This is a genomic window from Thauera sp. K11 (genome assembly GCF_002354895.1).
In the GTDB taxonomy this organism is placed as follows: Bacteria; Pseudomonadota; Gammaproteobacteria; order Burkholderiales; family Rhodocyclaceae; genus Thauera; species Thauera sinica.
Genome location: NZ_CP023439.1, coordinates 2,438,090 through 2,464,490, shown reverse-complemented (window position 1 = coordinate 2,464,490; position 26,401 = coordinate 2,438,090). Strand labels below are relative to the sequence as shown.

Genomic DNA, 26,401 nt, shown 5'->3' with positions numbered 1-26,401 from the left:
GCCTCAGGACTGAGTCGGAGACAACACATGCCAATCATTGAAATGCACATGATGCAGGGCCGCACGGGTGAGCAAAAGCGCAAGGTCGCCGCTGCGGTCACCGAGGCGGTGGCGCGCAGCCTGGAATGCAGTCCGGAGACCGTGAGAATGCTCATTACCGAGCACGGCGGCGAAGAGTTCTTCGTGGCCGGAATCACGATGGCGGAACGCGCCGAGCGACAGCGTCGCGCCGCATTGCAGGAGCAGAAACCATGAAGAAGATTCGATGTGCCTTGATCGGTTCCGGAAACATCGGCACCGACCTCATGTACAAGATCAAGCGTAGCCCAGTGCTCGAGCCGGTTTGGATGGTGGGTATCGATCCCAACTCCGAGGGTCTGGCGCGGGCACGCGAGATGGGACTGAAGACCACCGCAGATGGCGTGGATGGGCTGCTGCCCCACGTCCTGGATGACAACATCCAGATTGCCTTCGACGCCACCAGCGCCTACGTGCATGCCGAGAATAGCCGCAAGCTGAACGAGCTGGGCGTGATGATGATCGATCTCACACCGGCGGCCATCGGCCCCCTGTGCGTTCCGCCGGTGAATTTGCGCGAGCACGCCGACCGCGTCGAGATGAACGTGAACATGATCTCCTGCGCGGGCCAAGCCACGATCCCCATCGTGTATGCGGTTTCGAGCGTGCAGGGTGTCGAATACGCCGAGATCGTCGCCAGCCTGGCGTCGAAGTCGGTGGGGCCCGGCACGCGCGCCAATCTGGATGAATTCACCTACACCACCTCGAACGCGATCCAGGTGGTCGGCGGGGCGAAAAAGGGGAAGGCGCTGGCCATCATCAATCCGGCCGAGCCGCCGCTCATCATGCGCAACACGATCTACTGCCTGACCGAGGACGAGCCGGATCATGCGCGCATCACGGAGTCGATCCTGAAGATGATCGGCGAGGTGCAGAAGTACGTGCCGGGCTACAGGCTGGTCAATGGTCCGATCTACGAAGGCAACAAGGTTTCAGTGTTCATGGAAGTGGCCGGGTTGGGCGATTACCTGCCGAAATACGCCGGCAACCTCGACATCATGACCGCGGCAGCGACGCGTACCGCAGAGATGTTCGCCGAGGAAATCCTGGCCGGGAAAATCAAGTTGAAAGCGACGGAGGCTGCGTGATGACCGCAACGAACGCTCTGAAGGGCCGCAAGGTCATCCTGCACGACATGTGTCTGCGCGATGGCATGCATGCCAAGCGCGAGCAGATCAGCGTCGAGCAGATGGTGAAGGTCGCCACCGCGCTGGATGACGCCGGTATCCCCTATATTCAGGTTACCCATGGCGCAGGCCTGGGCGGCAACTCGCTCCAGCATGGCTTCGCGCTGGCGAGCAACGAGGCGTATATCTCTGCAGTCGCCTCGAAGATGAAGCAGGCCAAGGTCTCCGTGCTGCTGATTCCGGGGCTGGGCACGATGAAGGAGCTGCAGGCCGCCTACGATGCCGGCGCGCGCAGCGTGCATGTGGCGACACACTGCACCGAGGCCGACACCTCGCCGCAGCACATCGCCTTCGCACGCAAGCTCGGCATGGACACCACGGGTTTCCTGATGATGGCGCATCTGAACGATGCGGCAGGCATTGCGGCACAAGGCAAGCTGATGGAGTCCTATGGCGCGCATACCGTGTATGTGACCGACTCTGCGGGCTACATGCTGCCGGACGATGTTCGAGCGCGCGTGAGTGCCTTGCGTGAAGTGCTCAAGCCCGAGACCGAGATCGGCTTTCATGGCCACCACAACCTGGGCATGGGCATCGCCAATTCGATTGCCGCGATCGAGGCGGGCGCAACGCGTATCGATGGCTCGGTGGCCGGGCTGGGTGCTGGTGCGGGCAACACGCCGCTCGAGGTGTTCGCGGCGGTGTGCGAACGCATGGGCATGGAGACCGGCGTCGATCTGTTCAAGCTGATGGACGCCGCTGAAGACATCATCGTGCCGATGATGGATCACCTGGTACGCGTCGATCGCGAGTCGCTGACGCTGGGTTTCGCCGGCGTGTATTCCACCTTCCTGCTCCACTCCAAGCGTGCAGCCGAGCGTACTGGCGTGCCGGCGCGCGACATTCTGGTCGAGCTTGGGCGCAAGAAGATGATTGGCGGCCAGGAAGACATGATCATGGATACCGCCATGACCATGGCCAAGGAGCGCGGGCTGATCAAGGACGGCGCAGCCGCTTGAGACCGCTTGCCCCTCGGTGCTAGGGCGCGCCGGGGCCGAGGGGGAGACTGGATCGATACGACGCAAGGTGGAACCAGGCATGAGCTTCGAGAATTGTTCGGAATTGGCGGTCGTCGTTGGCGCGACAGGGGCGTTCGGACAGGAGATTGTCGCGCGCCTTCGTGAGCGACAGCTTGGCGTCATCGCGGTGTCTCGGACGGCGGCGGCGCTGGAAGGCCTTGCAGCCCAGGATGATCGAGTGCGGACCTGCGTCGCGGACATTGCGTCGGACGACGCGATCGAGCGCATCGCCCGTACGCTCGACCGCCCTGTGCGGATGGTGGTGCATGGACCCGGCGTGGCCGTTGCCGGCGGGATCCTGTCCGCGCCGACGGCTGCCGTCGTTGAGGCGGTCAACATCAAGGTCGGAGGCATGCTGAGGCTGGCGCGCGCTGTCGATCAGCGGCTCGTGAAGGGCTCGCGCCTCGTGGCGATCGGCGGGCATTACGGCTTCGAGCCGACCGCCTATGCGGCGGCTGCGGGCATTGCCAACGCTGCGCTGGTGAACCTGATGCGACAGCTCAGTCTTGCCTGTGGGCCGAGGGGCGTTACTGCGCACCTGATCGCACCGGGGCCTGCCGAAACCGAACGGCTGCATCGCGTTGCGGCGGACCGAGCCGCCTTGCTGGGCGTGGCGGTCGAAGAGGTGTTGGCGCAGATGCGGGCCGAGTCCTCCATTGGCGCATTCACGACGCCGGGGCAGGTCGCCTGGGCGGCAGCGATGTTGCTCGACCCCGAAGCGGATGCCATGACCGGCGGAACCTTGATGCTCGACGCGGGGCGCAGGCACGGATTGCCCTGACGCGCGGTGATGATGCGAAGCCGGTCGATTGCGTCGGCTCGAACGGAGGAGAAAAAACGATGCCTGTTGTCAATTTTCACTTGGTGGAAGGCAGGGCTACGCCCGAGCAGGAGGCGGCTTTGCTCAAATCGGCCTCGCGACTCTATTGCGAGGTACTGCGGGCGCCCGTGGATCGGGTTCGTGCCTTCATCACGCACCACGCGCCGCAACGCTTTCTGGTGGCCGGAGAACTGGTCAGCGAGAACAGCCTGCATGCGCCGGTCTTCGATTTCATCGTTCTGGAGGGCAGGCCGCTCGAAGAACGGCAGAGACTGCTCGCCGGGTTTACCGACATCCTCGTCGATGTGCTGGGTGTCGACCGCGAACTCGTGCGCGGGAGCTGCACCCGGGTGCCCCCCGAGGATTGGGCGATTGGCGGCAGGCCTGCCAGTGTGCTGAGAGCTGACGAAGTTCGCGCGAGGGCGGAGCGCGCCTCCAGCGGCGTGGTCTCATGAGTGCCGCAGCGTTCAAGCCGAAGATTGGTGGATGGCCTCAGTGAACATCGGTGAGCTTTCATGCGACACGACATCCTGATTGCGGATACGGGAGAGCACTACCACTGCAGCGATGACGAATCGGTGCTGGAAGGGATGGCGCGTCTGGGACGGCGCGGCATTCCCTTGGGTTGCCGCGGTGGTGGATGCGGCGTGTGCAAGGTACACATCACCGCGGGGCAGTATCATTGCCGCGCCATGAGCAGGCAGCATGTCAGTGTCGACGAGCAGGCGGGTGGTGTCGTACTGGCGTGCCGCGTCCTGCCTGAGAGCGATCTGGTGCTCAGCGTCGTTGGCAAGATGCAGAAAGGGGTGTGCGGTAAGCTTGGCGGGTAACAACGTTGATCGTCCGCCGATGGCGCATCTCCTGCTCCTGCGTCGGCGGTAACGTTGCCCCGGAACGAAAGCGTTCCGGGGTTCTTTTTTGGTGCGCCCGGCAGGGCGCACTCACTTGGAGGTGAAAGTCCTCTACTCGCCCGGCAAGGGGAAGAGTTAGCCGAACGGCAAGGGTGTCGCGGGTAACTGCGAATCTGGAGGAAGCCGAAGGCAAAGCGCTGGCCTGACGAACAGGAAGCGGATACGAGGCGTTACAGCGGGGTGAGGCGGCCAATATCGTCAAAGTCAACTAAGGCTTGAGTCCTATGATCGGCTGTTTCCGAACCAGGACACGATGCCCAAGGGTGGCTTCGGCAATCTGATCGCCTTGCCGTTGCAGAAGTGGCCTCGCGAGCGGGGATGCAGTGTGTTCGTTGATGCCGAGCTGCGGCCGTATCCGGATCAGTGGGCATTTCTCGCGTCCATCCAGCCAATGGCCGCACAGGACATCGAGCCGATCGTCTTGCGGGCCACAGGTGGTGCACATCCGCTGGACGTCACTTTCATCGACGATGAAGATCTGGCCACGCCCTGGAAGCGCGAAAGCACGTCGACCAGACAGTTGCAAGGGCCGATGCCCAAGTCCCTGACGGTGACGCTTGCAAACCTCGTCTATTTTGAGAAGTCGCAGCTGCCGCAAGCCCTGGCCAACCGCCTGATCCGTCTGGCAGCCTTCCAGAATCCGGAGTTCTACAAGGCCCAGGCCATGCGCATGTCCGTATGGGACAAGCCGCGTGTGGTCGGCAATGCGGAAAACTATCCGCAACACATCGCCTTACCCCGGGGCTGCATCGAGGCCGCGCTGGACTTGCTGCGGGAAAACGGTATCTCCTGTGAGCTGCGCGACGAGCGCTTCGGTGGCGAGCCGCTTGAAGTGTCCTTTGCCGGCACCCTGCGCCTGGACCAGGAAGCGGCCGCTTCTGTAATGCGTAACCGTCCGAGCAACCCCGTCCCCCGGCGGTGCCGAGGGCTTCAGAGGTCGACGACGTGCCTGAGCAGTCCGAACGACACGCGCCAGCCGGGCTCGTTTTCGCAATCGACGCTGGCCGTTTTCTGGTTGATGCGCACGATGGTGCCGATGCGCGTCTGCAAGTGGCGGTCCTCGAAGCTGACGCGGTCGCCGACGCGGAAGTCTTCGCGGGTGGGGCGTTGGGCGGGCTTGGCTGTTGGCACCTGAGGCGCGGCGCGGCTGTTGGCAGGGAGTTCGATCGCTGCATAGGGCAGCGTCCAGGTCGCACGGGTGGCGTCATCCTGCACTGTGACCTGAGTGTCCTTCAATAGAGGGGCTTCGGAATGGCTTCGAGCTTCAGTGATTGACTTGGCACTCACGCGGACACGCCGTAGAACAACTGCCACAGCAACTCCTCGACCCGTCGAGCGCCCAACTCGGTCAACGCGACGTCAATAGGCGTGCAATCGCGCAGCATCGGGTGTGGCGCGTGCATGAACGCACGCGCCTCTTCGTCCGAGGCCCAGACGTGAAGCGCGGTTGCGAAAGCGCGTGCCAGACGCTCAGTTTTTTCGGATTCCCCGGAGCTCAGGTGGGCGCTGCGTCGCACGAGCGTAGACTTAGGGACGATGCGATGCAGCAGAGCGTTGCGCTCGTCGGGTCTCAGGCTGACGCGTTCAATGAGGGCTTTTAGTGCCGCACTCGGCAAGCCGTGCGCCACCTGCTCGTCGAGTTCGGCGAAAGAGCGTGGCGTAGGCTCGAGTGCCATGACCGCGCCGATCTGCTCAGGGGTGACAAGAAACATCTCGGGTGCGTGCCTCTGGTTTGACTTGCTGATGCAGCGGGGTGTGGTGGGAATGATGCCCTCTCCTCCAGACGGAGAGCTTGCCGTAATCTAATGAACTTCGGTTGACGGGTGGCACGTGCGGACGCGCCTGTCTGCGGTTCGATCCTAAACCTTCATGGCGAATTGTCGGCAGAGGTGCCTGGCATTAGGGCTCTCTTGACGGGAGTGCGGCCTGCACGTCGTCCAAGGGGCGTCGTGGCGAGAGCCCTGAATGGTCGGGTGCTCGGCACTGTCAGGGCTTGCGTTGGGCGATCGAATGATGAGCGAGCAGGCAGACCTTTTTCCGCGAGCCCCGATCCTCGATTGGCTTCCTGGCGAGACCCTATTCAGTCTTGTCAGCCGCATCCATGGTCTTTGGGGGGCACAGGACGCTGGTCGAACGGCCTCGTTGCTCTTTGGTGACCGTCGTCGCGGCACGCAGCACGATCTGCCTGGTCACCTTGGAGACTTTGTCGCGCGTACCGAAGGGCTCCTGGGCGATGCAGACGCGCTCGCCCGCGAGCGGACTCTTCTGGCTTTCTACCGGCACTTCATGTCCGAGCGTGCCGAGCAGGCCGCCGTGGAGGACATGGTCAGTGGGAATATCGCGCATCTCAAGTTTCGAATGGGATTGCTCACCAGCAGGTTTCGCGCAAATCATCCGCTCAAGGCCTGTGTCGCCTGTATGTCGCGAGACGTCCAGGAGTACGGGTGGGCCTACTGGCACACGAGGCATCAACATCCAGGCGTGTGGTGGTGTCGCGATCACGGCGTCTTTCTCCGCGAGAGCAGGCTGAAGTCCACGGCTTGATCGCTTCGAGTTCGGGCAAGCGCGCCAGCGCCTCGGCTACACGGGCCTCGCGCTCGCGGGCCGCGCGCAGCCGTGCCGCCTGACGAGCCCGATTGGCCTTGCCCGGGTCGGCTTCGAGCTCGGCCTTGAGTTGCTCGACCCGCTCGCGGGCCGCCTCCAGGTAGCCCTCGAGCTTGTCCTCGCGCCGGAACGATCCCGCCCCCGCACTAGCCCGCACCCGCATGCCGTCATGCGCCACCTGGCGCAGCTTCACCACCCCGGCGGCAATGAGCGTTGCCACATTGGCGCTGAGCAACTCGTCGAGCGCCTCGCCGTGATCCTTCCGAAAGTCCGACAGCGTGTGGTAATTGACCTGCACCCCGCCGCACAGCCAACGGTACGCATCATGCGCATCGGTCAGGCGCGCCACCTCGCGCGCGCTGCCCACCCCGTCGAGCGTCGCGTAAAGCCACAGCTACAACAGAATCTCCGGCGCAATCGCCGCCCGACCAACCCCGCCCTCACGCACCCGGATCCGCTCATAGAAGCGCCCCAGATCCTGCCCGGCCACATACGACCACACCAGCCGCGCCCGATGACCTTCCGGCAGCAGCGACTCGAGATCGCTGGCGCGAAACTCCATCTGGGTGCGGTTGGGCAAAATCACGCGTGCGTGAGCTTTCATGGCAGGGTTACGAGATCGTGGCCGGGACGCAAGAATTATACCAAAAGCATTTATCGGAAATCCTCACAGACTCTCAGAGCTTGACGCAGATGTTGCGGGTCTCGGTGTAGAACTCCAGCGAATGAACGCCGCCCTCGCGGCCGATGCCCGATTGCTTGGAGCCGCCGAAGGCGGTGCGCAGGTCGCGCAGGAACCAGCTGTTGATCCAGGTGATGCCGACCTCCACACGCGCCGCGACGCGGTGGGCACGGGACAGGTTCGTCGTCCAGATCGTGGTCGACAACCCGTATTCGTTGTCGTTGGCCAGCGCCACCACCTCGTTCTCGTGGTCGAACGGACGGATGTGGCAGCACGGCCCGAAGATTTCCTCGCGCACGACGGTGGCGGTTTCCGGCAGACCGGTCCAGATCGTCGGTTGCACCCAGGCGCCGTCGGCCAGGTCGGCCGGCACGTCGGGCACGCCGCCACCGGTCACCACGGTGGCGCCCTCTTCCACAGCCTTGCGGTAGTAGGAAAGGACCTTCTGGCGGTGTTCCTGGCTGATGAGCGGGCCGTAATTGGATGCACGGTCGTCCGGACGGCCGAACTTCACGCCTTCGGCCTTCGCCTTCAGCGCCTGCACGAAGCGCTCGAAGATCGGCCGTTCGACGTACACGCGCTCGGTACCCAGGCAGACCTGCCCCGAGTTGAGGAAGGACGAACGGAAGATGCCGTCCACCGCGGCGTCGAAATCGCAGTCGGCGAACACGATGCCGGCATTCTTGCCGCCCAGCTCGAAGGACACGTCGCGCATCCCCTTCGCCGCCGCCTGCATGATGGCCGTTCCGGTGGTGGTCTCGCCGGTGAAGGTGATGGCGTCCACACCGCGGTGCTGGGTCAGGAATTCGCCCGCCGAGTCCGGCCCGAAACCGTGGATGACGTTGAACACGCCTTTCGGCACGCCGACCGCGTTCATCACCTCGCCGAGCAGCGTAGTCGTCAGCGGGGTTTCCTCCGACGGCTTGACCACCACGGTGTTGCCACAGGCTAGCGCCGGACCGACCTTCCACGTCATCAGCAGGAAGGGCGCATTCCAGGGCGAGATCACGCCGACCACGCCCTTGGGCACGCGGATCGAATAGTTCAGCGCACCGCGGCCATCCGGCGTCGGGGTCTGGAAGGATTCGCTCGGCACGTTCTTGACGACGTCGGCGAACACCTTGAAGTTGGCCGCACCGCGCGGGATAAAGGCATGCGTCATCACGTGATGCGGCTGGCCGGTGTCGGCCATTTCGGCCTCGACGAAGTCGTCAAAGCGGCGCGTGATCTCGTTGGCTACGCCATACAGCAGCTCGACGCGCTGGTCGGTGCTCAGCCCGCCCCACTCGCCCGTCAGCGCGGCGCGCGCGGCCTTGACCGCGGCATCCACCTCGGGGCGGCCAGCCTCGGCGATCGACGCGATGACGCGGTTGTCGAGCGGCGAACGCTTGTCGAAACGCTTGCCACTCTCGGCGGCGACGAATTCGCCGTTGATGAAGTTCTGGATGGAACGCATGGATCTCCCCCTCCTGGTTGACTCGGTGCAGCCGAAACCGGCGTTTGCAACCGGCGCTCACCGCCGGTCGTCGTGCGACACGGGCAGGTCGCGAAGTACAGATCACAGTCTAGGAAGATCGAGAGATACCATCTAATACTTTCGATCTTTGTTCTCCATACTCTAGAGGTATCAGAAGCCGCCGCGCATCCCGCGACGTGTGCCTCTTCCCCCCGCGGAAGGCTTATGACGCTCGCCAGCCGGCGCCTGCCGATGCAAACCGGCTGCGATAGGCCGCCGGCGTCATCCCCACCTGGGCGCGGAACAGCCGCGTGAAGGAGCTACCGTTGAGGTAGCCGACGAGGGCGGCGATTTCCTCGATGCCGAGCCTGTCGTGGCGCTCAAGGAGCATCCGGGCGGTGTCCACGCGCAGCTTCTGGAGGTAGGCGAGTGGCGTCGTGCCGAGCACGCTGCCGAAGCGCCGGATCAGCGTGCGTTCGCTGACTGCGAGCGCGGCCGCCAGCGCCGGCAGCCTGACCGGTTCCGCAAGGTGCTTCTGCAGCCAGTCCTGGGCGCGCGCGACCATCGGGTCCCCATGTTCAGTTTCCGCCTGCAGCGGCAGGAAGGGCAGTTGGGTCGTCTGGCTGGTGTCGATCAGCATCGTCTTCGCCGTCAGCCCGGCGACGCCCGGCCCGCAGAAGTGCTCCACCATGCGCACCGCCTGCAACAGGTAAGAGGCCGACGCGCCCGCACAGCACAGACGATCCGCTTCGGTCACCATCGCCCGCAGTTGCAAGTCGATACTCGGAAAGCGAGCGCGGAATAGCCGTTCCAGCCACCACGTCGTCGTGGCTGTCCTGCCCCGCAGCAAGCCGGTCTCTGCGAGCACGAAGGTGCCGGTGCAGTTGGCCGCCAGCATTGCGCCGCCTTGCCATTGGGCGCGCAACCACTCGCGATGCGGCGCGGATGCATCCAGCAGGCGCTCGAATGCGGCGCGCCCTGCGTAATACAGCCCAGGAATGAAAACGAGGTCGAACGCTTCATCGGCAAGCGCCGAATCGACACCGAGCGTCAGACCGTTGCAGGCGGTCACCGGCCTGCCGTCGCGTGCGACGAACTGCCAGGCGAACGGTCTGGCCAAAGCAACGCCGCTCATGCGCTGGTGGCGGTGCAGGTGGGCATTGGCGACCTGCAACACGTCGGCGAAGCCCGCGAGACTGGAGGCGTAGCAGCCGTCGAGGGCGAGAATCGCGGCGCGCCGGGGCGGCATCCTCATGTTGGCAGTATCCGCACAAAGATCGTCATTATCGCCAGTACGGGCGCTGCGCACGCCACTCTACAGTGGGGTCATCTTCCATCGCTTCGGAGCCGTCCATGAATGCCCTGATCGTGCATGCCCACAACGAACCCAAGTCCTTCAACACCTCGATGATGAATCTCGCGGTCGAGGTGCTGCAGGGCGAGGGGCACGAAGTCCTCGTCTCCGACCTGTACGAGATGAAATTCAACCCGGTCGCGAGCGCCGACGACTTCCGTGATCGCGCCAACACCGACCACCTTGTGTACGCACTCGAGCAGCGCCATGCCTTCGCCAGCGGCACGTTCGCGCCCGACATCGCCGCCGAACTCGAGAAGATCAAATGGGCCGATCTCGTCATCTTCAACTTCCCGATCTACTGGTACAGCATGCCGGCGATCATGAAGGGCTGGATCGACCGCGTGTTCGTCTCCGGCTACTGCTACGGCGGTACCCGCATCTACGATCGCGGCGGCCTCAGGGGCAAGAAGGCGATGCTCGCGTTTTCGCTCGGCGGCCAGGCACACATGTTCGGCCCGGGCGCGGTACATGGCGAACTCGAGGTGCTGCTGCAGCCCATTCAGCGCGGCATGCTCGGCTATGTCGGCCTGACCGTCCTGCCGCCCTTCGTCGCCTTCCACGTGCCCTACATCAGCGCCGAGGCGCGCCGGGACTGCCTGGAACAGTATCGCGCGCACCTGCTGACGCTCGAACAGCGCGCGCCCCTCGCGTTTCCGTCGCTGGACGATTTCGACGATCGGCTGCAGCCGAAGGTGGTGGCCGCCTCCTGATACGCGTCACGGCGGCACGGTAAGAACGGAAACGGGGGCTTGCGCCCCCGATTCCATTTCTGTCGCACAGTTAGATCGCCTTGAACAGCGGGCTGCGCACTTGCTGGGCGTCAGCCGCCGACAGGAACTTCTCGGTGTAGATGTCGCGCTCGAACAGCCGGCCCTGCATCAGGGTACTGATGCAGGCGTCGATCATGAGCGGCGGACCGCACAGGTAGGCCTTGTGACCGCGGAAGTCGTTGTCGAAGGCGCTCTTTGCCGCTTCATGCACGAAACCGCGAAAGCCCCGCCAGTCCGAAGCCTCTGGCTCGTGCGATAGCGCCGGCACGTAGCGGAAGTTGGGGTGGGCTTCCGCCAGCGCGAGGAACTCCTCGTGGTAGTAGAGCTCCTCACGCGTCCGCTGGCCATAGACCAGCGTGATCGGCAGCTCGAAGCCCTCGCCGAGCAGGTCGAGGATCATCGAGCGCGGGCTCGACAGGCCGGATCCGCCGGCCATGAAGATCACCGGCACCCGCGCCGACTTCTTGACGAAGAAGCGCCCGTAGGGTCCCGAAACGCGGGTTCGCTCGCCCACCTTCATCCGCTCGTGCACATAGCCGGTGCCCTGGCCGCCCGGCACGATGCGGATGTTGAGTTCGATGTCACCCGCCTGCGAAGGCGCACTGGCGATCGAGAACGCCCGGCTGCCGATCCCGTCCGGCAGTTCTAGATTGACGTACTGTCCGGCCTGGAACCGGATTCCCGCCGGCTCATCGAGCTTGATCCAGACGCCCTTGATGGTCGGCGTCAGGGTCTCGATGCGGGTTACCACGCCGTCGAAATCCCGCACCGGCAGGTTCTCGGCGTCGGGATCGTCCTCGATGTCGGCCTCGATCACAAGGTCGCTCTGCGCGGTAGCGCAGCACGCAAGGCACTTCTGCTCGTCGCGCTCGAAATCCATCAGGGCGAAGCTCGACACCGGGCCGTGCTCCACCTCGCCATCGACGACCTGCACCTTGCAGGTCGCGCACAGGCCGTGGCAGCACGCGTGCGGGAGATAAATCCCGGCACGCAGGGCCGCGTCGAGGATGGTCTGGCCATCCTCGATCTCGATCGTCTGACCCAGTGGCTCGATGGTCAGCTCGTAGCTCATCTGCCCTTCTCCCTTAAGCCGCGTCGCGCAGCGTGTTTAGGCCCGGGGTGCGGAAACGCAGCTGTTCCTTGTGGCCAATACCGTTCTCTTCGAGGCTGCGCTCGAAGTCCGGGGTCCACGGCTGGCCAAGCTTCAGCCACTCTACCTTGCCCCAGTCGACCGCAGCCGCATCTGGATCGGGCTGCATCAGGGCGCTCAGCGGGCCGCGGACGAGCTCGCCGAGCTTCATCTGCGGCTCGACGCAGAACATGAACGGTGCGGCGAACAACATGTGGTAGTCCCACGCCACGTAAACGAGTTGCTTGCCATGGAAATTCTCGACGCGGTCGCGCGAGACGCCGACGTATTCCTTCAAGGCTACTACTGCCATCCTGATTCTCCTTTGCGTTCGATTTTCGAGTAGTCGCGGCGGCGACCATCCCTGCCCCGTCACCGCCGCGCTGTCCTTCGGGCTTATTCGTTTGTAGTCGCCAGGCCACGCCAGGCGTCGAAGTTGCGCTGGTCGTTAGAGCCGACGTAGTCGCCGTTGTCGTGACCATCCTTGAGGTTGACCCAGTCCATCCACGCGCCGAGGTCGCCCCGGATCGGGTCCTGGTGCAGCTGCGGCATCGGCAACCAGGCCTGGATGTACTTCTCGGGCTCGTTCTCGAAGATGCTCTGGCAGCCATCGGAGCAGAAATGGTAGCGCTCGCCCTTGTATTCCGCCTCGCGGTGGCAGATCAGGGTCGGATCGTCGGGCTCGGTGAACACGGTGGGCAGCTGGCAGCACTGGCACAGCTTGGGCAGCCCGTAGTTCTTGTACTGGGTGCCGGCTGCGGCGAGCTTCTTGATGTGCTCCCAGCGCGGGCGGTAGTACTTGTCGAAGGTGGTCGGATACTTCTTCGACAGCCAGTCGAGGTCGTCGTCGGACGGGATCCAGCTGTGGAACGAGGTGCCGAAGCTCCACTGGTACAGGCCGAGCATGAACTGGTGCGACATGTGGTCGACCGCCTTCTCGGCGTCGGCCCAGCCCTTGGGCGGACGAATGCCGTAACGGGCGAGGTCGTTGAACAGCGCGGTGCCGTTCTCGTCACCGTAGATGTTCCACGCCTCGCGCCACGACTTCACGCGCTTGGGCAGCATGTAGTCCATCATCGTGCTGACCAGGCCGAGCACGCGGAAGCCGCGCCAGAACCACTTGTCGATCCAGGCCTGCACGATGGGCACGTTGCCCGGATCCTGCTCGAGCATGAACTTGATGCACTCTAGGCCCAGCGTCATGTGGCGCGCCTCGTCCGACTGCGCCGAGAAGCCGAAGGTCACGGTCGCCATGTCGCCGTTGTAGGCCGCGCCCGACATGAAGGGCACGAACAGCAGGTTGGTCAGCACGTACTCGAACGAGAAGCCGATCGCGATCATGAACTCGAACGGCCCGGCGGACATCGCGTCGTCGAAGAACGAACGCGCCACCGAGGTGTACCAGATACGGTCGCGCTGATCGGCGAAGGCGTGGAAGCCGTCGTAATACTTGTTGTAGTTCGACAAGGCGTGAATCTGCGTCTGGGCGTGGCGGATCTCGTCGATTGCCTGCATCTGGCAGGCCACCTGCGTGCCGACACCGGGGAACTCGCGGCCGGCACGGGCGAAGCCCTTGTGCGCGGCGTATTCGCCCGGGCTGATCGCCTGCAGGAAGATCTTCAGCGCCGACAGGTAGCGTGCGTCGGTTAGGTTGAGATGGCCGTTGTTCTGCGCGTGCGCGTCGATGATGGCGTAGAACTTGCGCTCCTTTTCTGCCTGGTACTTCCAGTAGGCGTCCATGGTCAGGCGGAAGGGGTCTTCCCACTTGTCCCAGTCGTGGACCTTGATGCCCTCGTAGTTCACATAGGGAAACAGCGCGTCCTTGCTGTGATAGGTGGGCTCCCAGCCCAGGTCACGCGTGAGCACACGGTAGCGTTCCTTCAGGCCCAGCTTCTTCTTCGCGACTTTCATATCCATGGTGTTGTCCTCGCTCAGCTATTCCAGGTCAGGGTGAACGTGTCGTCGTCTTCGCTCACGTTGCCCGACAGGGTGATCAGGTTGATCTGCAGTTCCTGCAGGTCATATTCGCGGCCGATTTGCTCCTCGATGGTTTCGCGCCGGATGACCAACCGGTTGGGCGCGTCGATCTTGACCATCGCCGGCTGGCGGTTAACAACCGCGTGCGGGTTGTCGATCTGGATCGCCTCGATGATCGGACGGGTTTCTTCGTTGGTCTGAAGGGCAATGAATACGGTGGACATAAGGGTTCCTCAGAGCGCGATGCCGGTTTTCTGGATGCGCGCCTTGAACACCGCGAGCTGTTCGCCGACCGCCTCGTCCGCGTCCGCACCGAGCGCCAGTTCGACGATCGGCAACAGCGCCGACGCGGCACGACTGCTCCAGGACGCGACCCAGCCCTGCAGCACCTCGCGGTTGTGCTCCGACTCCGCTGCCGCGACCTTCAGCACCGCGTCGATCCACTTGCGCGTTTCGACAGCCCAATCGCTCATGAACTGCGTGAGCATCGCGACCGCCGACGCTCCTTTCGCTGACAGGAAGTCATCGACGATGCGTTCATAGACCAGCGGGTACAGCAGCCCATCGAGGGCGACATTCTGCGCCACGAACAGCTCGAACGGATCGCGCACCATCATGCTGTCTTCAACGTAGCGGCGCAGCGGCTGCCACACTGCATCGTTCAACCACGCTTCCTTGCCGGCATCGAGCGCCGCGAGATCGCCGAGCAGCATGCCCAGGCGCGACAGGTACTGGGCAACGCCGAGGTTGTCCATGGCGTGGTACATGCACGGCTGGGTGAAGGTGGTACCGAAGCCGTAGCCGCAGATGAAGGTGTTGTTCTGGTTGGCGCCCCATGCGGCGTGGCGCAGCGGCACCAGCAGCTTCAGCGCAACGTCGCGCAGCTCGGGCGGCAGCATCTCGCCCAGACCGTGCGATTCCACGAACTCGAAATTGGACTCGGCGGTGTCCTGCTGGCGCGCACGCGCCAGCGTATAGGTGCTGTAGTAGAACTGGCGCGGATCCTTCAGCGCGTACCAGTCCTGCATGATGATCTTGCTGATGCTCGGGTCGTAGAGTTGCTGCTCGGGATCCCAGGTAGGCAGGTAGTGCAGGTTCTCGGCCGCCTGGATGTCGTAGCTGCCCTCCTGATAACGCGACGCGGGCTTGTCTCCGAAACGTCGGGCGAGATGGTCGAAGGTGTTGCGCTGCGGTTCGATGCTGACCGTGCGAAGGTCGATTTGCATGTGTGTCTCCTGTGGTGCTCCACCGCCGGCGGAGCACGATTTTGCTTAGCGGAAGCGGGTCTGGGTCGCGTCTGCGAGACGCCAGTTCCAGTCGTCGGGTGTGCCGTCGCCCGCATTCGTGTCTGGGGATGCAAGAAACTCCACCGCGTTGGTCGCGCAGAATTCCGACCGCAAACACTTCGCGGCGCGCGAGGTCAAGCGCCTGATCACGGCCACCCGACGCAGCCGCACGGAGCTGCGCGACAGCTGCCTCATCCTCTTGATGTTCCGCCACGGGCTACGGGTGTCCGAGGCCTGTGCGCTGAAGTTGCACCAGGTTGATCGCCAGAGTCGGGTGCTGCACGTGGCCCGACTTAAGAAGGGGCTGTCCACGATCCGAACCCGCTTCACGGCGACGATCTGCGGGCCAACAAGGCCTGGCTCACCGAGCGGGTGCGCCGTGCGCCGCCAGGCGACACGTCCTTCGTCTCTGAGCGGCGACAGCCGCTCAACCGCCGGACCGCATGAGTCGCGATCCGGCGTTACGGCGAACTGGCTGAGCTGTCCCTCGAGGCGCACCCCGCAGGCTGCGCCACGCTCGCTGCTACGCGCTCGACGAGCAGGGTGTCCGCACCCGGCTCGTCCAGGACTACCTGGGGCATCGCAGCATCCAGCACACCGTGCGCCACGCGGCAACCAACCCGGCGCCGTTCGAGCAGCTGTGGCGGTGAAGATGCCACCTCGGGAGATGCTTTTTAACTATTGTTTGAGTGTATTTATGTCTAGTAAAATGCAACGCGATCCAGAATTTTGCCAGCCTGCAGAGGGGCCTAACAGATGAGCACGCAAACAATCGACAGCGCGATGGCGCGACGCATGGTCGAGGCTAGTGCGATCCATGGCGCTTCCATCATCGGCCGACCCGGCGGGTGGTCGGTCATGCTCAAGCTGGGCAAGGTAGAGAAACTGCTCGGCACCCAACGCACCGACAAGCCCAGGATGTGGCGCAGCCTGGATACCTGCATGGACTATCTGCGCAACGAGCTGCACATCGTTCGCGTCGACCTGCTCGACGCCACCCACTACAGCGATGGCGACGCCAGCCGCCGACCGCGGCAGGATGCCTCCGAACGCATGAAGCGCGCCCATGAGGCCGCTGCCTATGATGCGTGGTTCCGCGAGCAGGTGCAGGCGAGCATCGACGATCCCCGGCCGAGCATTTCCGACGACGAGGCTCGCGCCCGCTTCGCGAACCGGAAGACTGCGCTTCGACGGCGCGCCCAATGACGAAGCTCGTCTGGCGGCCGATGGCCATGGCCGACCGCGAGGCCATCATTGACTACATCGGGGCGGATAACCCGGTCGCTGCGATCGAGTTGGATGACGCATTCGAAGAAAAGGCCGAACTCGCCCGGCAGCGGCCAACCTTGTACCGACTTGGGCGGATAGCCGGTACCCGTGAAATCGTCGTCCGCCCAAGCTATGTCATGGTCTATCGCATCGAGGACGAGGGCGGCACCGTGGCCGTGATGCGCGTTCTTCATGCTGCGCAACAGTGGCCGCCGCCCGAGTATGGGGTCGATGGGTGATTCGTCTGCTCTTGCCGCCCTCCAGTCGGAGAACGCTCGCCTGATCGCGTTGCTAGACGCGCATGGCATCGAGTGGAGGCTGCCTCAGTCGACCGCCGTGGTAGCTCGAGAGCCGGAGACTGCGAAACTTTCCACCACGGCGAAAATCGCGCTGTTCCGCCGCCTTTTTCGCGGGCGCACAGATGTCTATCCGGTCCGCTGGGAAGGGAAAGCGTCGGGCAAGGCGGGCTACGCCCCGGCCTGTGCCAACGAGTGGCGCGCTGGAGTTTGCGACAAGCCGCGCATCAAATGTGGCGATTGCAACAACCGCCTGCTGATCCCGCTCTCCGATGCGGTGATCTACGACCATCTTGCTGGCGAGCATACGGTCGGTGTCTATCCTCTCCTGGAGGATGACACGTGCTGTTTTCTTGCGGTCGATTTTGACGAGGCGGATTGGCGTGACGACGCGCGCGCCTTCATGCAGTCGTGCGAGGAGTTGGGTGTTCCGGCCGCTCTGGAAATCTCGCGATCAGGCAAAGGTGCGCATGCGTGGGTATTCTTTGCCAATCGCGTTTCTGCCCGTGATGCCCGGCGCTTGGGCACGGCTATCATCAGCCATACCTGTTCGCGGACTCGTCAACTAAGGCTGGAGTCCTATGATCGGCTGTTTCCGAACCAGGACACGATGCCCAAGGGTGGCTTCGGCAATCTGATCGCCTTGCCGTTGCAGAAGTGGCCTCGCGAGCGGGGATGCAGTGTGTTCGTTGATGCCGAGCTGCGGCCGTATCCGGATCAGTGGGCATTTCTCGCGTCCATCCAGCCAATGGCCGCACAGGACATTGAGCCGATCTTGTTGCGGGCCACAGGTGGTGCACATCCGCTGGACGTCACTTTCATCGACGATGAAAACCTGGCCACGCCTTGGAAGCGCGAAAGCACGTCGACCAGACAGTTGCAAGGGCCGATGCCCAAGTCTCTGACCGTGACGCTGGCCAACCTCGTCTATTTTGAGAAGTCGCAACTGCCGCAAGCCCTGGCCAACCGCCTGATCCGTCTGGCAGCCTTCCAGAATCCGGAGTTCTACAAGGCCCAGGCCATGCGCATGTCCGTATGGAACAAGCCGCGTGTGGTCGGCAATGCGGAGAACTATCCTCAACACATCGCCTTACCCCGGGGCTGCATCGAGGCCGCGCTGGACTTGCTGCGGGAAAACGGTATCTCCTGTGAGCTGTGCGACGAGCGCTTCGGTGGCGAGCCGCTTGAAGTGTCCTTTGCCGGCACCCTGCGCCTGGACCAGGAAGCGGCCGCTTCTGTAATGCTGCATCACGACACGGGCGTGCTGTGTGCTCCCACAGCCTTCGGCAAGACGGTGACTGCCGCAGCGATGATTGCGCGCCGGGGCGTGAACACCTTGGTCCTGGTTCATCGAACTGAACTGCTCAAGCAATGGCAGGAACGTTTGCAGGCCTTCTTGGGCGTTGGCAAAGGCGTGGTTGGCACGATCGGTGGCGGTAAGACGAAGCCTACCGGCAAGATCGACATCGCGGTGATGCAGTCCCTCTCGCGCCAAGGTGAAGTCAATCCCTTGGTGGAAAACTATGGCCAGGTGATCGTGGATGAATGCCATCACGTCGGCGCGGTGTCTTTCGACGCCATCTTGAAGCGGACAAAGGCCAGGTACGTACTGGGCCTGACGGCGACACCGATTCGTCGCGACGGTTTGCAACCGATCATTTTCATGCAGTGTGGGCCGATCCGATACACGGCGGCTACGCCGGCCGGTGCGCCTCACGATCTGGAAGTGGTGCCGCGCACCCGGTCTGCAAAGATTGATCTGCCAGCCGAAGCGGGTATCCAGGACGTGTTCCGGCATCTCGCCAACGACCACGCACGGACCAAGGCCATCGCAGAAGAGGTCAAGAGTGTTTATGAGCAGGGTCGTAAGGTGCTCGTCCTGACTGAGCGTACCGAGCACCTTGACTCGATCAAGGCCGCTCTGGGGGATCTGATCCCGGTGCCGTACGTGTTGCACGGCCGTATGTCGAAGAAACAGCGAGCCGGGATACTGGCTGATCTGGAAGAGCTGTTGCCTGATGCACCTCGAATCCTGCTGGCAACCGGTAAACTCGTCGGTGAAGGCTTCGATCACCCGCCACTCGATACATTGGTGCTGGCCATGCCCGTCTCCTGGAAGGGCACGCTGCAGCAGTACGCGGGGCGTCTGCACAGGGAGCACGCGAGTAAGACTAACGTGCGGATCATAGATTTCGTCGACACGGACCACCCGGCGCTGCTCCGGATGTGGGACAAGCGCCAGCGTGGCTATAGGGCGATGGGATACAAGATCGGTGGGGATCAGGCGTCGTTCGTTGACGAGCGATCGAACCCGAAGAGACCATGTGAGTAGCGACCCCGCAGTTCGGTTCGCAGCGAGATCGTGACGCGACTCCCGGGCTTCGAAGTTGGAGCGGAGGTGCGGCTGATGCCGTCGAAGCGCTGCGAAAACGGTCGCCGAGCAGTTTTCGACTTTAGCCCGGGGTAGCGACGGATCTGATCGTCTTGAAACCCAGGAAAATCAGGCTCCTGAGTTTTCGACTTTAATTGCTGAGAACACGAGGCCCTGGCTATTGACCCCAATGACCGCTTGGAACGTCAGGCTACAGCCGGACCCGACCCCGTTGCCGACGTTCGGGATCGAAAGCTACCGTTCGCCGCTTGAAATGAATATTTCAGGGACGATTAGAGTAGCCGTAGGCAGGTACCACCTCGGCCACCACACGAAGGCAGGCCTCGGCTGCACTACCGGCAGTGGCGAGCACAGCAGATGCGCAGTGCCGTGGGGCCTGGGCTCAGCGCTTGCGCCACACGCTCGCCAGCCAGGGCTGTTGCTCGATGGGTAGGCCCGACGGACGGTAGAAGTGTTCCAACTCGTCGAAGCCGGCGGCCATCACCAAGGCACGCCACGTTGGCCAGTCGTGAAATGCGCCGTAACGCTCACCGTTCCAGCCCTCCTGGCCATCGCCGCGCGGGTTGGAGCTGAACAGCACCCCGCCCGGCCGCAGGCAGGTCTGTAGTTGTCGCAGCACCTGCGGCAGTAGCTGACTGGGCACGTGGAACAGCACGGCATTGGCAAATACACCGTCGTAGCGCTGGGCGGGCAGCTCGAGGTGCATGAAGCTCTGCTCCAGCACCTCGCAGCCGCTGTGGGCGCGCGCCAGCGCCGCCGCGCTGGGCGCGCCCTCCAAGCCTACGGCGCGATGGCCCAGCGCCTTGAAGGTGTGCAGGTCGCGCCCGGGCCCGCAGCCGAAATCCAGCAGATCAAAGGGCGGTGACCCGGGAATGTGCTTCAGGAGCGCCGCGATGTTCTGGCTGACATCGTGGTCGCGCGTGCCTTCCCAGTAGCTCTGGGCGTGCTGTTCGTAGTGCGCCAGGGTGCGTGTGGCAATGTTTTGCAGGTCTTCGGAACTCAGTGGCATGCCGTATTATTTCATAAGGCTTCGTCCTGATCCGGAACACCGGTCACCCACAATGGTCTCTCATCGAGTTCAGACCGTTACAGGATGCGCTCTCAAGCCAGGAGTCGCTGCTCGTTGAGCACCAGCGCGACCACCAAGCCGCGCTGAAAGGCCGCTTCGGAGCGCGCTGGCGGAATCACGCTGCCGACCATCAAGCGACGTAGCGGCCGAGAAATTTCGGGCAACGCAAACGGCGGGTAACCTATCCGGGACCGGTCGGCTGCCCATCATCGGACTTAGACAAGTCCTCGGCCTTATGTGGAGCTCCACATAAGGCCGACAAGCACCCGTTGGAAGAGTACAGTCCGTGTCGTACCTTGAAGCCTCCCCCTGATAGCATTCGATCACTAGTCAGTCGCGGAAACGTCGGCGGCAGAATCAGTCCGGCGCAACTATTCTGTGATGACTGTAAGCAATTCCCGACTATTGTGTGACGGTTTGAACAAGGAAGCACACAATAGTCACGTAAGCATCTGAATCTACGAGAGGACTGAATCGCCTATTATGAAGTCCTACAACTGCAGCGGCCGCGCAGAGCGCGCCCACTGATCCAAGCCATCCTTCTCGAAGAGCCACTTCTTCCCGATCTTCTTGGCGGGAATACGCCCCTCCCGGGCCAGCGCGTACAGCGCGGTCTTACCCATGCCCAGATAGATCGCGGTTTCTTCTAACGAAAGCCAGGATTCGGATTCAGCCATGTTCACCACCATTCGATGGCAAATGATAGCAAACGACAGGTAGAGTGGCAAGCAGCGCAAGAAGGAAGCTGCGCAAAGCGAGCGGTTTCCCGCCTTGCTGCGGATCGCCTGTGCAGGCCGGGTGATCCCACCGCCCCGAACCAACGAGTGCCCCGTGCCACCGAGCCGGATACGAGGTCACGCCCCATTGGCAGCTCATGGGCAGATACGCTGACCGTCACGCGGCGCGCCGCTTCCCTCTGCGACCGGCCGCTTGCCAGCCAACAGCTAACGTCCGACGCCGCTGAGACCAACACCGCTTTCGCTGCATTGCAGCCGAACCGCCCGCTCGGTCGAATGACGACAGCGTGGTGGGTGTCGAGTGCTCAGGTCGCCGGACCGACTGATCAGTTGAATCAGATCGCACCTGACAGCACCGAAGCGCGTGGTCGCCGTTGTGGAAGACTGAATCCTGGGCATTGGGTGAGCCAGGCCGGCGGCTACCGGCCCAGGTACACCGCAGTGATCTGCTCCCTCTCGTGCCCCAGTTCTTCGCTGATCGTGAGCCGCGCTTCGCGGTCGGCCGCGCGCTCCGAGGGCGTGAGATCTCTCGAACGCGGCCCGCCGGCCGCCGGCGCGGACCATCCGGTCAGCTCGCGGTAGCGGGTCTGCGCGTACTGGTGGCGATGGCCGTGGATGCGGTGCGCGCCGGCCGCCGCGCACTGATACTCGAAGCGGCGCAACTGCTCGACGTAGCTTCGCTCGGCCGGGATGAGGCTGCCCCTGCCGGCCAGTGCCTTGGCCTCGTCGAGTACCTGGCGCTGCTCCGCGTTGCGGATCGGGATCTCGCGCGGCCGCCCACCCTTGGTCCAGGTGTCCTTGAGTGCCAGCCGGTCACCGCGGTCGGCCCACTCTGGGCGGATCTTGATCGACTCGCCGCGCCGCAGCCCGAAGGCTGCCTGCAGCCGCAGCGACATCGCCGTGTACGGATCCGTGATCCTGGCGAGCTCGCCGCCGGTCAGTTGCCGCGCCTTGCTGACATTGGTGACGTACTGCCGGTTGCCGATGCCGTAGTAGTCGTTGTCGCGGGCGATGACGTTCTGTTTGCCGATCTTCTCGGCCCACCATCGCAGCTCCGCCATCCGGTTCTTGATCGTGCCCACGGCGAGGCCTTCCGACTGCCATCGCTCCACCAAGCCCTCGACGTGCTTGGGCTTGAGGCTTGTTGCGGCCAAGTGCCGGTACCCGAGGTAATGAAGCTGGTTCGCCACCAGGTCAAGCACGCGTTCGCGATCGCGCTGCGTCGCGAAGCTGCCGTCGCGGTTGCGCCGGCACAGCTGCTTCAGCTCGTAGTTCAGGTTGCGCATTCGGTTGCTGCTGTCGGTCTCCGTCGTCGGTTCGGTCGGCTGCCCCTGAGGGCGGTTCGGGTTCGTTGTCGCTGGTGTGTATTCGGTCAGGTCAGTGTTTCTGTCCGTCCCGAACGCCTGGGCGTTGCGGGAACCACGAGGGACACGGGACACCACTCCCGTTTCGTGCCGAGTTACTGCTGGCCGCCGCGGCACGCGGCATTGGCGTCGATGGCGCTTCCTGCGGGAAGGCGATCCATTGGGTGAGCCATTGCCCCAAGGCTCTGGGTGCGCCGGTTGGCGCCATGGCTGACATGGCCCGCGGGGAGCGGGCGGGTGCAGACCGCGTTGCACGGTCCGAGGTTTTGACGCGCCCGGGAGCCCGTCACGTGGGGTCGTCACTTGCGACGGCCCCGGCAAAACGCCCGTGCGCTGGGGCAGCGTGCGCGTCGTCACTACTGGCTGGCGCCGCGTAGTGACGACGCGGTTGGCGCAGAGGTGCTGGGGCAGGGCGCGGGCGTGATTGCAGCAGTTGCGTCTCGGCTGATGCCGCTACGGTCCCGCATGCTCGATTGGGGCAGGGCAGACGCTTCGTCTCCGAAGCCTGACGCGTATCTCCAGACCTTGCGGCCGCCGGTTTTCAGGAGATGAGCCCGGCGTATGCGCCCACGGATGCGGGCAGGGGCGATGCGATGTCGGGCATCAGCCGGGCTGACACAGCCAGCGCAATCGGGAACGATGCTGCGCCAACGCTTTCCGGACCGCAACCGCAATGGTCGACTGCGGCAGGCACACGTCGGCCAGGCAGTCGCCAACGTCGTCAGCACTGCGGACGGCCGGACAGCCCTCGATTCGTGCAGGCGGCTTACCCACCGCCGCGCGAGTCTTGCGTTTGAGGCGCCGATCGCGCGGCCGTGGATAAGCCTCCCAGACCTTCGCGCTACGCGATCGTCCTACCTCCGCGCTTCATCCCCTTGGGTGCAGCACGGGTGATTGCGAACAGATCGTCAGGGCATGAGATCCCCGGGTGATGGCGACATAGAGATTCCGCGCATCCAAGGCGCCCGCGTCGAGGACCACAGCTACTTCTGCTTCTAGCCCCTTCAACAAGAGAGTGCTGCCGACGGCGCGCTTCGGCAGTGGTCGCCCAACAAGTCGGTACTGCTCGCGGGTTCGGATGGCGGCATCGTGGAACGACAACCCGTCAGTGCCACCGCAGAGCTGGAGAGCCTTGATGCAGGCCCTCATGACCGCTGGGCGGTGCGTTCTCACGCCCCCCTCCCGGCCGATTTCGACCAGCAGATCTATTGCGGCACGATAAGAAGGGGCTCGAACGAATCCAAGGGCGGCCCTCTCGGCGTCCGTAGGCGGATTGCGCGCCGTGCCCCTGATCAGCGACTGGACGCGCCGCAATAGGTCGGCGGCACCTACGTTGGTCATCATTCCCTGGGCGAACTCTGCAAGGCGCTCCAATGCATCGGGGGCTGCAAGGTCGAACGTTCGCGCGAAGGAGATCAGGTCTCTAAGGTCCACAGCTTCGACCGTAACGGCGCCTGGTGTCTGGCTGGCGAACTGCCGTTGGCTGTCGGGTTTCGTGCTATCGCCGATGATCAGAACGCAGCCATCGCCGTTTGGCGGTCGCACGCGCGCCGCGACCAGTCGTCTCTGGTGATCCTCGGTGCCGTCGAGTTCCACCCACTTCACAGCGGCAGGTGCCATGCGGATGTCAATGGGCTCGCCGCGCAAAAGCTTTCCGCGCACGTCGAGTAACCACCTTCCCATCGGCTCAGCGTCGGCGTTGATCCATCGCCATGGCGTATCAAGTTCCCCGACTAGCGGGAAATATGCGCAAACCTGCTCATGCCATTTCGCGAGATTGTCGGTCCCGAACCCGAAGATGGCCTGCATCGGGTCGCCGAGCACGCAGGTTGGCAAGGCCTGCGCAGCGTATGCGACGAGGGCGTGCTGACGGATTGAGCAGTCCTGATACTCATCCACGATGAGGCGCGCATAGCTGGCCGCCAGGACATCGTTCACGTGTCCCGCTTTTAGCAGATTGATCGCTGCGACACGAATATTCGGATAGTCCGCACCAGGATTGGCCAACCGTAGGAGGGCGGGGTCATGGGCGCTCCGCGCTGGAAACGTCGAGATCAGCCGCATAGCCCAACCGTCGATGGTAGTAAGCCGGTAAGCCGTAGGCGGAACTCCGGCGCGGTCGAGGCGCCCCCGCAGGGCTACGACGCCCGCGTTGGTGTGTGTCAATACGAGGATCGGCTTAGCACCGGCATGGCGAGTGATGGCCTCAGCGATCAGGTGGGTCTTGCCGCAGCCCGCAGGCGCGGTCACCGTGCCCCGGTCGATTGCCAGGAGATCAATCTCATTCGCTGGCATTACCTGCCCACGTGAAGATCGCTTCAAGGAGTGCCCTGAATCCCGCTTCCGTGTTCGCCAGGTCCGGGCCGACGATGTCCCGGGCGACTTCCTCCATCCAGGTCACGGACTTGAACCACCCCGCTTTCCTTGTTCTCGCAGCTTTGCCGAGAATCAGACGACTTTCCATCGTGATGCCGTCGATCAGCTGCTCCACTTGAATGGCGTTCAGATCCTTTGAGTTCTTCGAGGCTGATCTAATGTGATCGTTGATCAATTCATTGCCGTGCAGCTCGACGGCGCGATCGATTAGCTTGATAACGGCAGCCTCTGACAAGCTTGAGAACAGCTCATCCTCCAGCGTCCGCCCGTTGCGCCAAGTGAACACGTCGCCGCCGTCTGCCACAAGCGCCGCTTCTACACCTTCGGTCGGCTTCTGGTCGTCGTCCCTGACGACGGCGACGCGATATCCCAAAGCACGGAGAGCGGCGGCACGTTTGAACGGCCTATCAGCCTCACCACCGCCGCAGTCGACCAGGGTCGTCCCTCGGGCAAAGATGGCGCGGTGGCCGTTGGCTGTTCGATACTGATCAAGGCCCCGCACTAGCCCGACCTCGCTCGCACCTTCGCACACGATGACCGACAGGGCGAGAAAGGCGTCGGGGTAAAGGCGGATCGTGCTTTGGATGTCATCCGCCGCGCCGACGGCGAGCACGTCGTGCTTGCCGGCTGACGGTCGCGTGACGAACAGCTGACTCCCGGTCAACTCCTGTAGCGCGACAGGCGAGTGAGTCGTCATGAAGACTTGAAGCGGAGGCGGGGTTTCCTTGGCGCCAAGCGAGCCAAGAAGGCGGATGATTCGGTGCGGTTCAAGCCCATGCTCGAGCTCGTCAATCAAGATCGTCCTCGAATGCGCCGCGGCCTTTCGTTGAAGGCCCGCAATGAGCAGTCGGGTCGACCCAGTACCCATTCCTCTTAGCGGTATGCCCTCTTCATCGTGCAATGAGATGGTTCCACCGCCAAAGGACACCGAGTGAGCATCCAGCATGGCCTTGATGTTCTCGCCAATCGGAATGCCAAGCTCTTTCGCCGTGGTTGCGACGATTCTCAACGTTTCGTCGAGCTGGCCCTGCACTTCGTTGCCGAAGGCCGCGCGGGCGTCGCGCGCGGCTTTTGCGAGGGCGGCCGATGCGTCAGCGCGTTGCTCCGAAACGCGGTTCAACACTGAACCGCGTCGCCAGCCGAGGTGGTAATCAGCCATCACACCGATGCGCGTGGGCGCAAGTCGAACGCGATCACCCCAACTGAGACTCCGCTCCAGCCCCTGTGCTTCGGCTCGCTCAGAGACCAATTTCCATGTGGGCTCTAGGTCGCTTGCGACTGTGAGCCTGACCGTTAACACGGTTTCGGCGTCCTTCTCCGGCTCGTCTTCGATCGTTCCGGAGAGCGGGTCAAAGCCTCTGACGTACATGCCATAGGCTTCGAAGTTCTTTAGGCTGTCATCGAGTTCGCCAATAGTCACTGAGATGACGATGGGGGTTGCGACGTCCAACTGATAAAAATCAGCATCAGTGAACTGCAGGTTCCGCCGTGCGCCGAGGCAGAGATCGATAGCGTCGAGTATGGATGACTTTCCGCTGTCGCCGGGACCGATGAGACAGTTGATCCCGGAACTCGGGCACCACGCGAGTTCCCGAATCCCTCTGAAGTGTCTGATCTCCACT

At 63.4% G+C, this 26,401-nt stretch carries 26 protein-coding genes and 3 pseudogenes; 14 read left to right on the top strand and 15 right to left on the bottom strand.

Translation table 11 applies throughout. The annotated features are described in order from the left end of the window. The first annotated feature begins 9 nt into the window (after positions 1 to 9). The 7 genes and pseudogenes from CCZ27_RS10760 to CCZ27_RS24825 all read left to right on the top strand — a co-directional run. A complete protein-coding gene (locus CCZ27_RS10760) occupies positions 10 to 255 on the top strand; it encodes a tautomerase family protein (protein WP_385961808.1) in 246 nt (81 codons plus the stop codon). Further along, complete coding sequence (locus tag CCZ27_RS10755) at positions 252 to 1,166, top strand: acetaldehyde dehydrogenase (acetylating) (RefSeq protein WP_096448057.1); 915 nt, start codon at positions 252 to 254, stop codon at positions 1,164 to 1,166. The genes CCZ27_RS10760 and CCZ27_RS10755 overlap by 4 nt, the downstream gene beginning before the upstream one ends. Beyond that, positions 1,166 to 2,224: a 4-hydroxy-2-oxovalerate aldolase gene (dmpG, locus tag CCZ27_RS10750; protein WP_096448055.1), complete on the top strand. Its 1,059-nt coding sequence runs from the start codon at positions 1,166 to 1,168 to the stop codon at positions 2,222 to 2,224. Before CCZ27_RS10755 ends, dmpG begins: the two co-directional genes overlap by 1 nt. Positions 2,225 to 2,303: 79 nt before the next feature. Further along, positions 2,304 to 3,065, top strand: coding sequence for an SDR family NAD(P)-dependent oxidoreductase (locus tag CCZ27_RS10745; RefSeq protein WP_096448053.1), 762 nt, complete (start codon positions 2,304 to 2,306; stop codon positions 3,063 to 3,065). 59 nt (positions 3,066 to 3,124) lie between these two features. After that, positions 3,125 to 3,559: a tautomerase family protein gene (locus CCZ27_RS10740; protein ID WP_096448051.1), complete on the top strand. Its 435-nt coding sequence runs from the start codon at positions 3,125 to 3,127 to the stop codon at positions 3,557 to 3,559. Positions 3,560 to 3,619: 60 nt separating this feature from the next. Continuing rightward, a complete protein-coding gene (locus tag CCZ27_RS10735) occupies positions 3,620 to 3,934 on the top strand; it encodes a 2Fe-2S iron-sulfur cluster binding domain-containing protein (protein WP_004252905.1) in 315 nt (104 codons plus the stop codon). Positions 3,935 to 4,223: 289 nt separating this feature from the next. Then, positions 4,224 to 4,418: pseudogene (locus tag CCZ27_RS24825) on the top strand (TOTE conflict system archaeo-eukaryotic primase domain-containing protein); the annotation flags it as partial. Between the two features lie 527 nt (positions 4,419 to 4,945). Here CCZ27_RS24825 and CCZ27_RS24820 read toward each other — a convergent pair. Next, the gene (locus CCZ27_RS24820) at positions 4,946 to 5,146 is read right to left on the bottom strand and encodes a hypothetical protein (protein ID WP_503660838.1); all 201 of its coding nucleotides are present in this window, start codon (positions 5,144 to 5,146) and stop codon (positions 4,946 to 4,948) included. A 152-nt stretch (positions 5,147 to 5,298) separates the two neighbouring features. Beyond that, positions 5,299 to 5,727 (bottom strand): Xre family toxin-antitoxin system antitoxin, encoded by a 429-nt coding sequence (locus CCZ27_RS10720; protein ID WP_096448049.1) that lies wholly within the window; start codon positions 5,725 to 5,727, stop codon positions 5,299 to 5,301. Positions 5,728 to 5,980: 253 nt separating this feature from the next. Here CCZ27_RS10720 and CCZ27_RS24735 point away from each other — a divergent pair, with 253 nt between their 5' ends. Further along, the gene (locus tag CCZ27_RS24735) at positions 5,981 to 6,559 is read left to right on the top strand and encodes a TniQ family protein (RefSeq protein ID WP_096448047.1); all 579 of its coding nucleotides are present in this window, start codon (positions 5,981 to 5,983) and stop codon (positions 6,557 to 6,559) included. Here CCZ27_RS24735 and CCZ27_RS10710 read toward each other — a convergent pair. The 3 genes and pseudogenes from CCZ27_RS10710 to CCZ27_RS10695 all read right to left on the bottom strand — a co-directional run. Further along, positions 6,555 to 7,223: pseudogene (locus CCZ27_RS10710) on the bottom strand (transposase); the annotation flags it as partial. The gene CCZ27_RS24735 and the pseudogene CCZ27_RS10710 overlap by 5 nt on opposite strands. 73 nt (positions 7,224 to 7,296) lie before the next feature. Further along, the gene (locus tag CCZ27_RS10700) at positions 7,297 to 8,757 is read right to left on the bottom strand and encodes a 2-hydroxymuconic semialdehyde dehydrogenase (protein ID WP_096448045.1); all 1,461 of its coding nucleotides are present in this window, start codon (positions 8,755 to 8,757) and stop codon (positions 7,297 to 7,299) included. Positions 8,758 to 8,980: 223 nt separating this feature from the next. Continuing rightward, on the bottom strand, positions 8,981 to 10,066 hold the full coding sequence (locus CCZ27_RS10695; protein ID WP_232516626.1) for a GlxA family transcriptional regulator: 1,086 nt from the start codon (positions 10,064 to 10,066) through the stop codon (positions 8,981 to 8,983). Positions 10,067 to 10,110: 44 nt separating this feature from the next. Here CCZ27_RS10695 and CCZ27_RS10690 point away from each other — a divergent pair, with 44 nt between their 5' ends. Next, a complete protein-coding gene (locus tag CCZ27_RS10690; protein WP_096448041.1) occupies positions 10,111 to 10,824 on the top strand; it encodes an NAD(P)H-dependent oxidoreductase in 714 nt (237 codons plus the stop codon). Positions 10,825 to 10,894: 70 nt separating this feature from the next. Here CCZ27_RS10690 and CCZ27_RS10685 read toward each other — a convergent pair whose 3' ends face one another. The 5 genes from CCZ27_RS10685 to CCZ27_RS10665 form a co-directional block, all read right to left on the bottom strand. Beyond that, positions 10,895 to 11,956: an NADH:ubiquinone reductase (Na(+)-transporting) subunit F gene (locus tag CCZ27_RS10685; protein WP_096448039.1), complete on the bottom strand. Its 1,062-nt coding sequence runs from the start codon at positions 11,954 to 11,956 to the stop codon at positions 10,895 to 10,897. Between the two features lie 13 nt (positions 11,957 to 11,969). Further along, a complete protein-coding gene (locus tag CCZ27_RS10680) occupies positions 11,970 to 12,326 on the bottom strand; it encodes a phenol hydroxylase subunit P4 (RefSeq protein WP_096448037.1) in 357 nt (118 codons plus the stop codon). Positions 12,327 to 12,409: 83 nt separating this feature from the next. Further along, entirely contained in the window at positions 12,410 to 13,930 is a 1,521-nt protein-coding gene (locus CCZ27_RS10675) for a YHS domain-containing protein (protein ID WP_096448035.1), read from the bottom strand. A gap of 14 nt (positions 13,931 to 13,944) precedes the next feature. Next, entirely contained in the window at positions 13,945 to 14,214 is a 270-nt protein-coding gene (locus CCZ27_RS10670; protein ID WP_096448033.1) for an MmoB/DmpM family protein, read from the bottom strand. Positions 14,215 to 14,223: 9 nt separating this feature from the next. Then, complete coding sequence (locus tag CCZ27_RS10665; RefSeq protein WP_096448031.1) at positions 14,224 to 15,216, bottom strand: aromatic/alkene monooxygenase hydroxylase subunit beta; 993 nt, start codon at positions 15,214 to 15,216, stop codon at positions 14,224 to 14,226. Positions 15,217 to 15,316: 100 nt separating this feature from the next. Between CCZ27_RS10665 and CCZ27_RS24630 the strand changes: the two are divergent. From CCZ27_RS24630 to CCZ27_RS10640, 5 genes and pseudogenes are all read left to right on the top strand, one after another. Then, positions 15,317 to 15,529: pseudogene (locus CCZ27_RS24630) on the top strand (tyrosine-type recombinase/integrase); the annotation flags it as partial. A 253-nt stretch (positions 15,530 to 15,782) separates the two neighbouring features. Continuing rightward, positions 15,783 to 15,926 (top strand): tyrosine-type recombinase/integrase, encoded by a 144-nt coding sequence (locus CCZ27_RS24625; protein ID WP_332460901.1) that lies wholly within the window; start codon positions 15,783 to 15,785, stop codon positions 15,924 to 15,926. A 106-nt stretch (positions 15,927 to 16,032) separates the two neighbouring features. Next, positions 16,033 to 16,482, top strand: coding sequence for an antitoxin PaaA2 family protein (locus CCZ27_RS10650; protein WP_157748541.1), 450 nt, complete (start codon positions 16,033 to 16,035; stop codon positions 16,480 to 16,482). Continuing rightward, positions 16,479 to 16,784, top strand: a complete 306-nt coding sequence (locus CCZ27_RS10645; protein WP_096448027.1) for a type II toxin-antitoxin system RelE/ParE family toxin — start codon at positions 16,479 to 16,481, stop codon at positions 16,782 to 16,784. The genes CCZ27_RS10650 and CCZ27_RS10645 overlap by 4 nt, the downstream gene beginning before the upstream one ends. After that, entirely contained in the window at positions 16,777 to 19,173 is a 2,397-nt protein-coding gene (locus CCZ27_RS10640) for a TOTE conflict system archaeo-eukaryotic primase domain-containing protein (protein WP_096452419.1), read from the top strand. Before CCZ27_RS10645 ends, CCZ27_RS10640 begins: the two co-directional genes overlap by 8 nt. 442 nt (positions 19,174 to 19,615) lie before the next feature. Here the strand turns inward: CCZ27_RS10640 and CCZ27_RS10635 are convergent, their stop codons facing one another. From CCZ27_RS10635 to CCZ27_RS10615, 5 genes are all read right to left on the bottom strand, one after another. Further along, positions 19,616 to 20,242: a class I SAM-dependent methyltransferase gene (locus CCZ27_RS10635; RefSeq protein ID WP_096448025.1), complete on the bottom strand. Its 627-nt coding sequence runs from the start codon at positions 20,240 to 20,242 to the stop codon at positions 19,616 to 19,618. A 551-nt stretch (positions 20,243 to 20,793) separates the two neighbouring features. Further along, on the bottom strand, positions 20,794 to 20,979 hold the full coding sequence (locus CCZ27_RS10630; RefSeq protein WP_096452417.1) for a helix-turn-helix domain-containing protein: 186 nt from the start codon (positions 20,977 to 20,979) through the stop codon (positions 20,794 to 20,796). A gap of 479 nt (positions 20,980 to 21,458) precedes the next feature. After that, positions 21,459 to 22,325 (bottom strand): phage integrase N-terminal domain-containing protein, encoded by an 867-nt coding sequence (locus CCZ27_RS10625; RefSeq protein WP_096448023.1) that lies wholly within the window; start codon positions 22,323 to 22,325, stop codon positions 21,459 to 21,461. A 945-nt stretch (positions 22,326 to 23,270) separates the two neighbouring features. Beyond that, the gene (locus tag CCZ27_RS10620; protein WP_096448021.1) at positions 23,271 to 24,698 is read right to left on the bottom strand and encodes a UvrD-helicase domain-containing protein; all 1,428 of its coding nucleotides are present in this window, start codon (positions 24,696 to 24,698) and stop codon (positions 23,271 to 23,273) included. Continuing rightward, on the bottom strand, positions 24,685 to 26,400 hold the full coding sequence (locus CCZ27_RS10615; RefSeq protein WP_198363324.1) for an ATP-dependent nuclease: 1,716 nt from the start codon (positions 26,398 to 26,400) through the stop codon (positions 24,685 to 24,687). The genes CCZ27_RS10620 and CCZ27_RS10615 overlap by 14 nt, the downstream gene beginning before the upstream one ends. Position 26,401 lies beyond the last annotated feature (1 nt).

Excerpts from the sequence above, each read along its gene's own strand:
- CCZ27_RS10630 (WP_096452417.1), bottom strand. The coding sequence starts at position 20,979 with ATGGCTGAATCCGAATCCTGGCTTTCGTTAGAAGAAACCGCGATCTAT.
- CCZ27_RS10650 (WP_157748541.1), top strand. The coding sequence starts at position 16,033 with ATGAGCACGCAAACAATCGACAGCGCGATGGCGCGACGCATGGTCGAG.
- CCZ27_RS24735 (WP_096448047.1), top strand. The coding sequence starts at position 5,981 with ATGGTCGGGTGCTCGGCACTGTCAGGGCTTGCGTTGGGCGATCGAATG.
- CCZ27_RS10675 (WP_096448035.1), bottom strand. The coding sequence starts at position 13,930 with ATGGATATGAAAGTCGCGAAGAAGAAGCTGGGCCTGAAGGAACGCTAC.
- CCZ27_RS10690 (WP_096448041.1), top strand. The coding sequence starts at position 10,111 with ATGAATGCCCTGATCGTGCATGCCCACAACGAACCCAAGTCCTTCAAC.
- CCZ27_RS10740 (WP_096448051.1), top strand. The coding sequence starts at position 3,125 with ATGCCTGTTGTCAATTTTCACTTGGTGGAAGGCAGGGCTACGCCCGAG.
- CCZ27_RS10670 (WP_096448033.1), bottom strand. The coding sequence starts at position 14,214 with ATGTCCACCGTATTCATTGCCCTTCAGACCAACGAAGAAACCCGTCCG.
- CCZ27_RS10680 (WP_096448037.1), bottom strand. The coding sequence starts at position 12,326 with ATGGCAGTAGTAGCCTTGAAGGAATACGTCGGCGTCTCGCGCGACCGC.
- CCZ27_RS10735 (WP_004252905.1), top strand. The coding sequence starts at position 3,620 with ATGCGACACGACATCCTGATTGCGGATACGGGAGAGCACTACCACTGC.
- CCZ27_RS10755 (WP_096448057.1), top strand. The coding sequence starts at position 252 with ATGAAGAAGATTCGATGTGCCTTGATCGGTTCCGGAAACATCGGCACC.
- CCZ27_RS10635 (WP_096448025.1), bottom strand. The coding sequence starts at position 20,242 with ATGCCACTGAGTTCCGAAGACCTGCAAAACATTGCCACACGCACCCTG.
- CCZ27_RS10640 (WP_096452419.1), top strand. The coding sequence starts at position 16,777 with ATGGGTGATTCGTCTGCTCTTGCCGCCCTCCAGTCGGAGAACGCTCGC.
- CCZ27_RS10700 (WP_096448045.1), bottom strand. The coding sequence starts at position 8,757 with ATGCGTTCCATCCAGAACTTCATCAACGGCGAATTCGTCGCCGCCGAG.
- CCZ27_RS10685 (WP_096448039.1), bottom strand. The coding sequence starts at position 11,956 with ATGAGCTACGAGCTGACCATCGAGCCACTGGGTCAGACGATCGAGATC.
- CCZ27_RS10665 (WP_096448031.1), bottom strand. The coding sequence starts at position 15,216 with ATGCAAATCGACCTTCGCACGGTCAGCATCGAACCGCAGCGCAACACC.
- dmpG (WP_096448055.1), top strand. The coding sequence starts at position 1,166 with ATGACCGCAACGAACGCTCTGAAGGGCCGCAAGGTCATCCTGCACGAC.
- CCZ27_RS10645 (WP_096448027.1), top strand. The coding sequence starts at position 16,479 with ATGACGAAGCTCGTCTGGCGGCCGATGGCCATGGCCGACCGCGAGGCC.
- CCZ27_RS10625 (WP_096448023.1), bottom strand. The coding sequence starts at position 22,325 with ATGCGCAACCTGAACTACGAGCTGAAGCAGCTGTGCCGGCGCAACCGC.
- CCZ27_RS10745 (WP_096448053.1), top strand. The coding sequence starts at position 2,304 with ATGAGCTTCGAGAATTGTTCGGAATTGGCGGTCGTCGTTGGCGCGACA.
- CCZ27_RS10720 (WP_096448049.1), bottom strand. The coding sequence starts at position 5,727 with ATGTTTCTTGTCACCCCTGAGCAGATCGGCGCGGTCATGGCACTCGAG.
- CCZ27_RS10620 (WP_096448021.1), bottom strand. The coding sequence starts at position 24,698 with ATGCCAGCGAATGAGATTGATCTCCTGGCAATCGACCGGGGCACGGTG.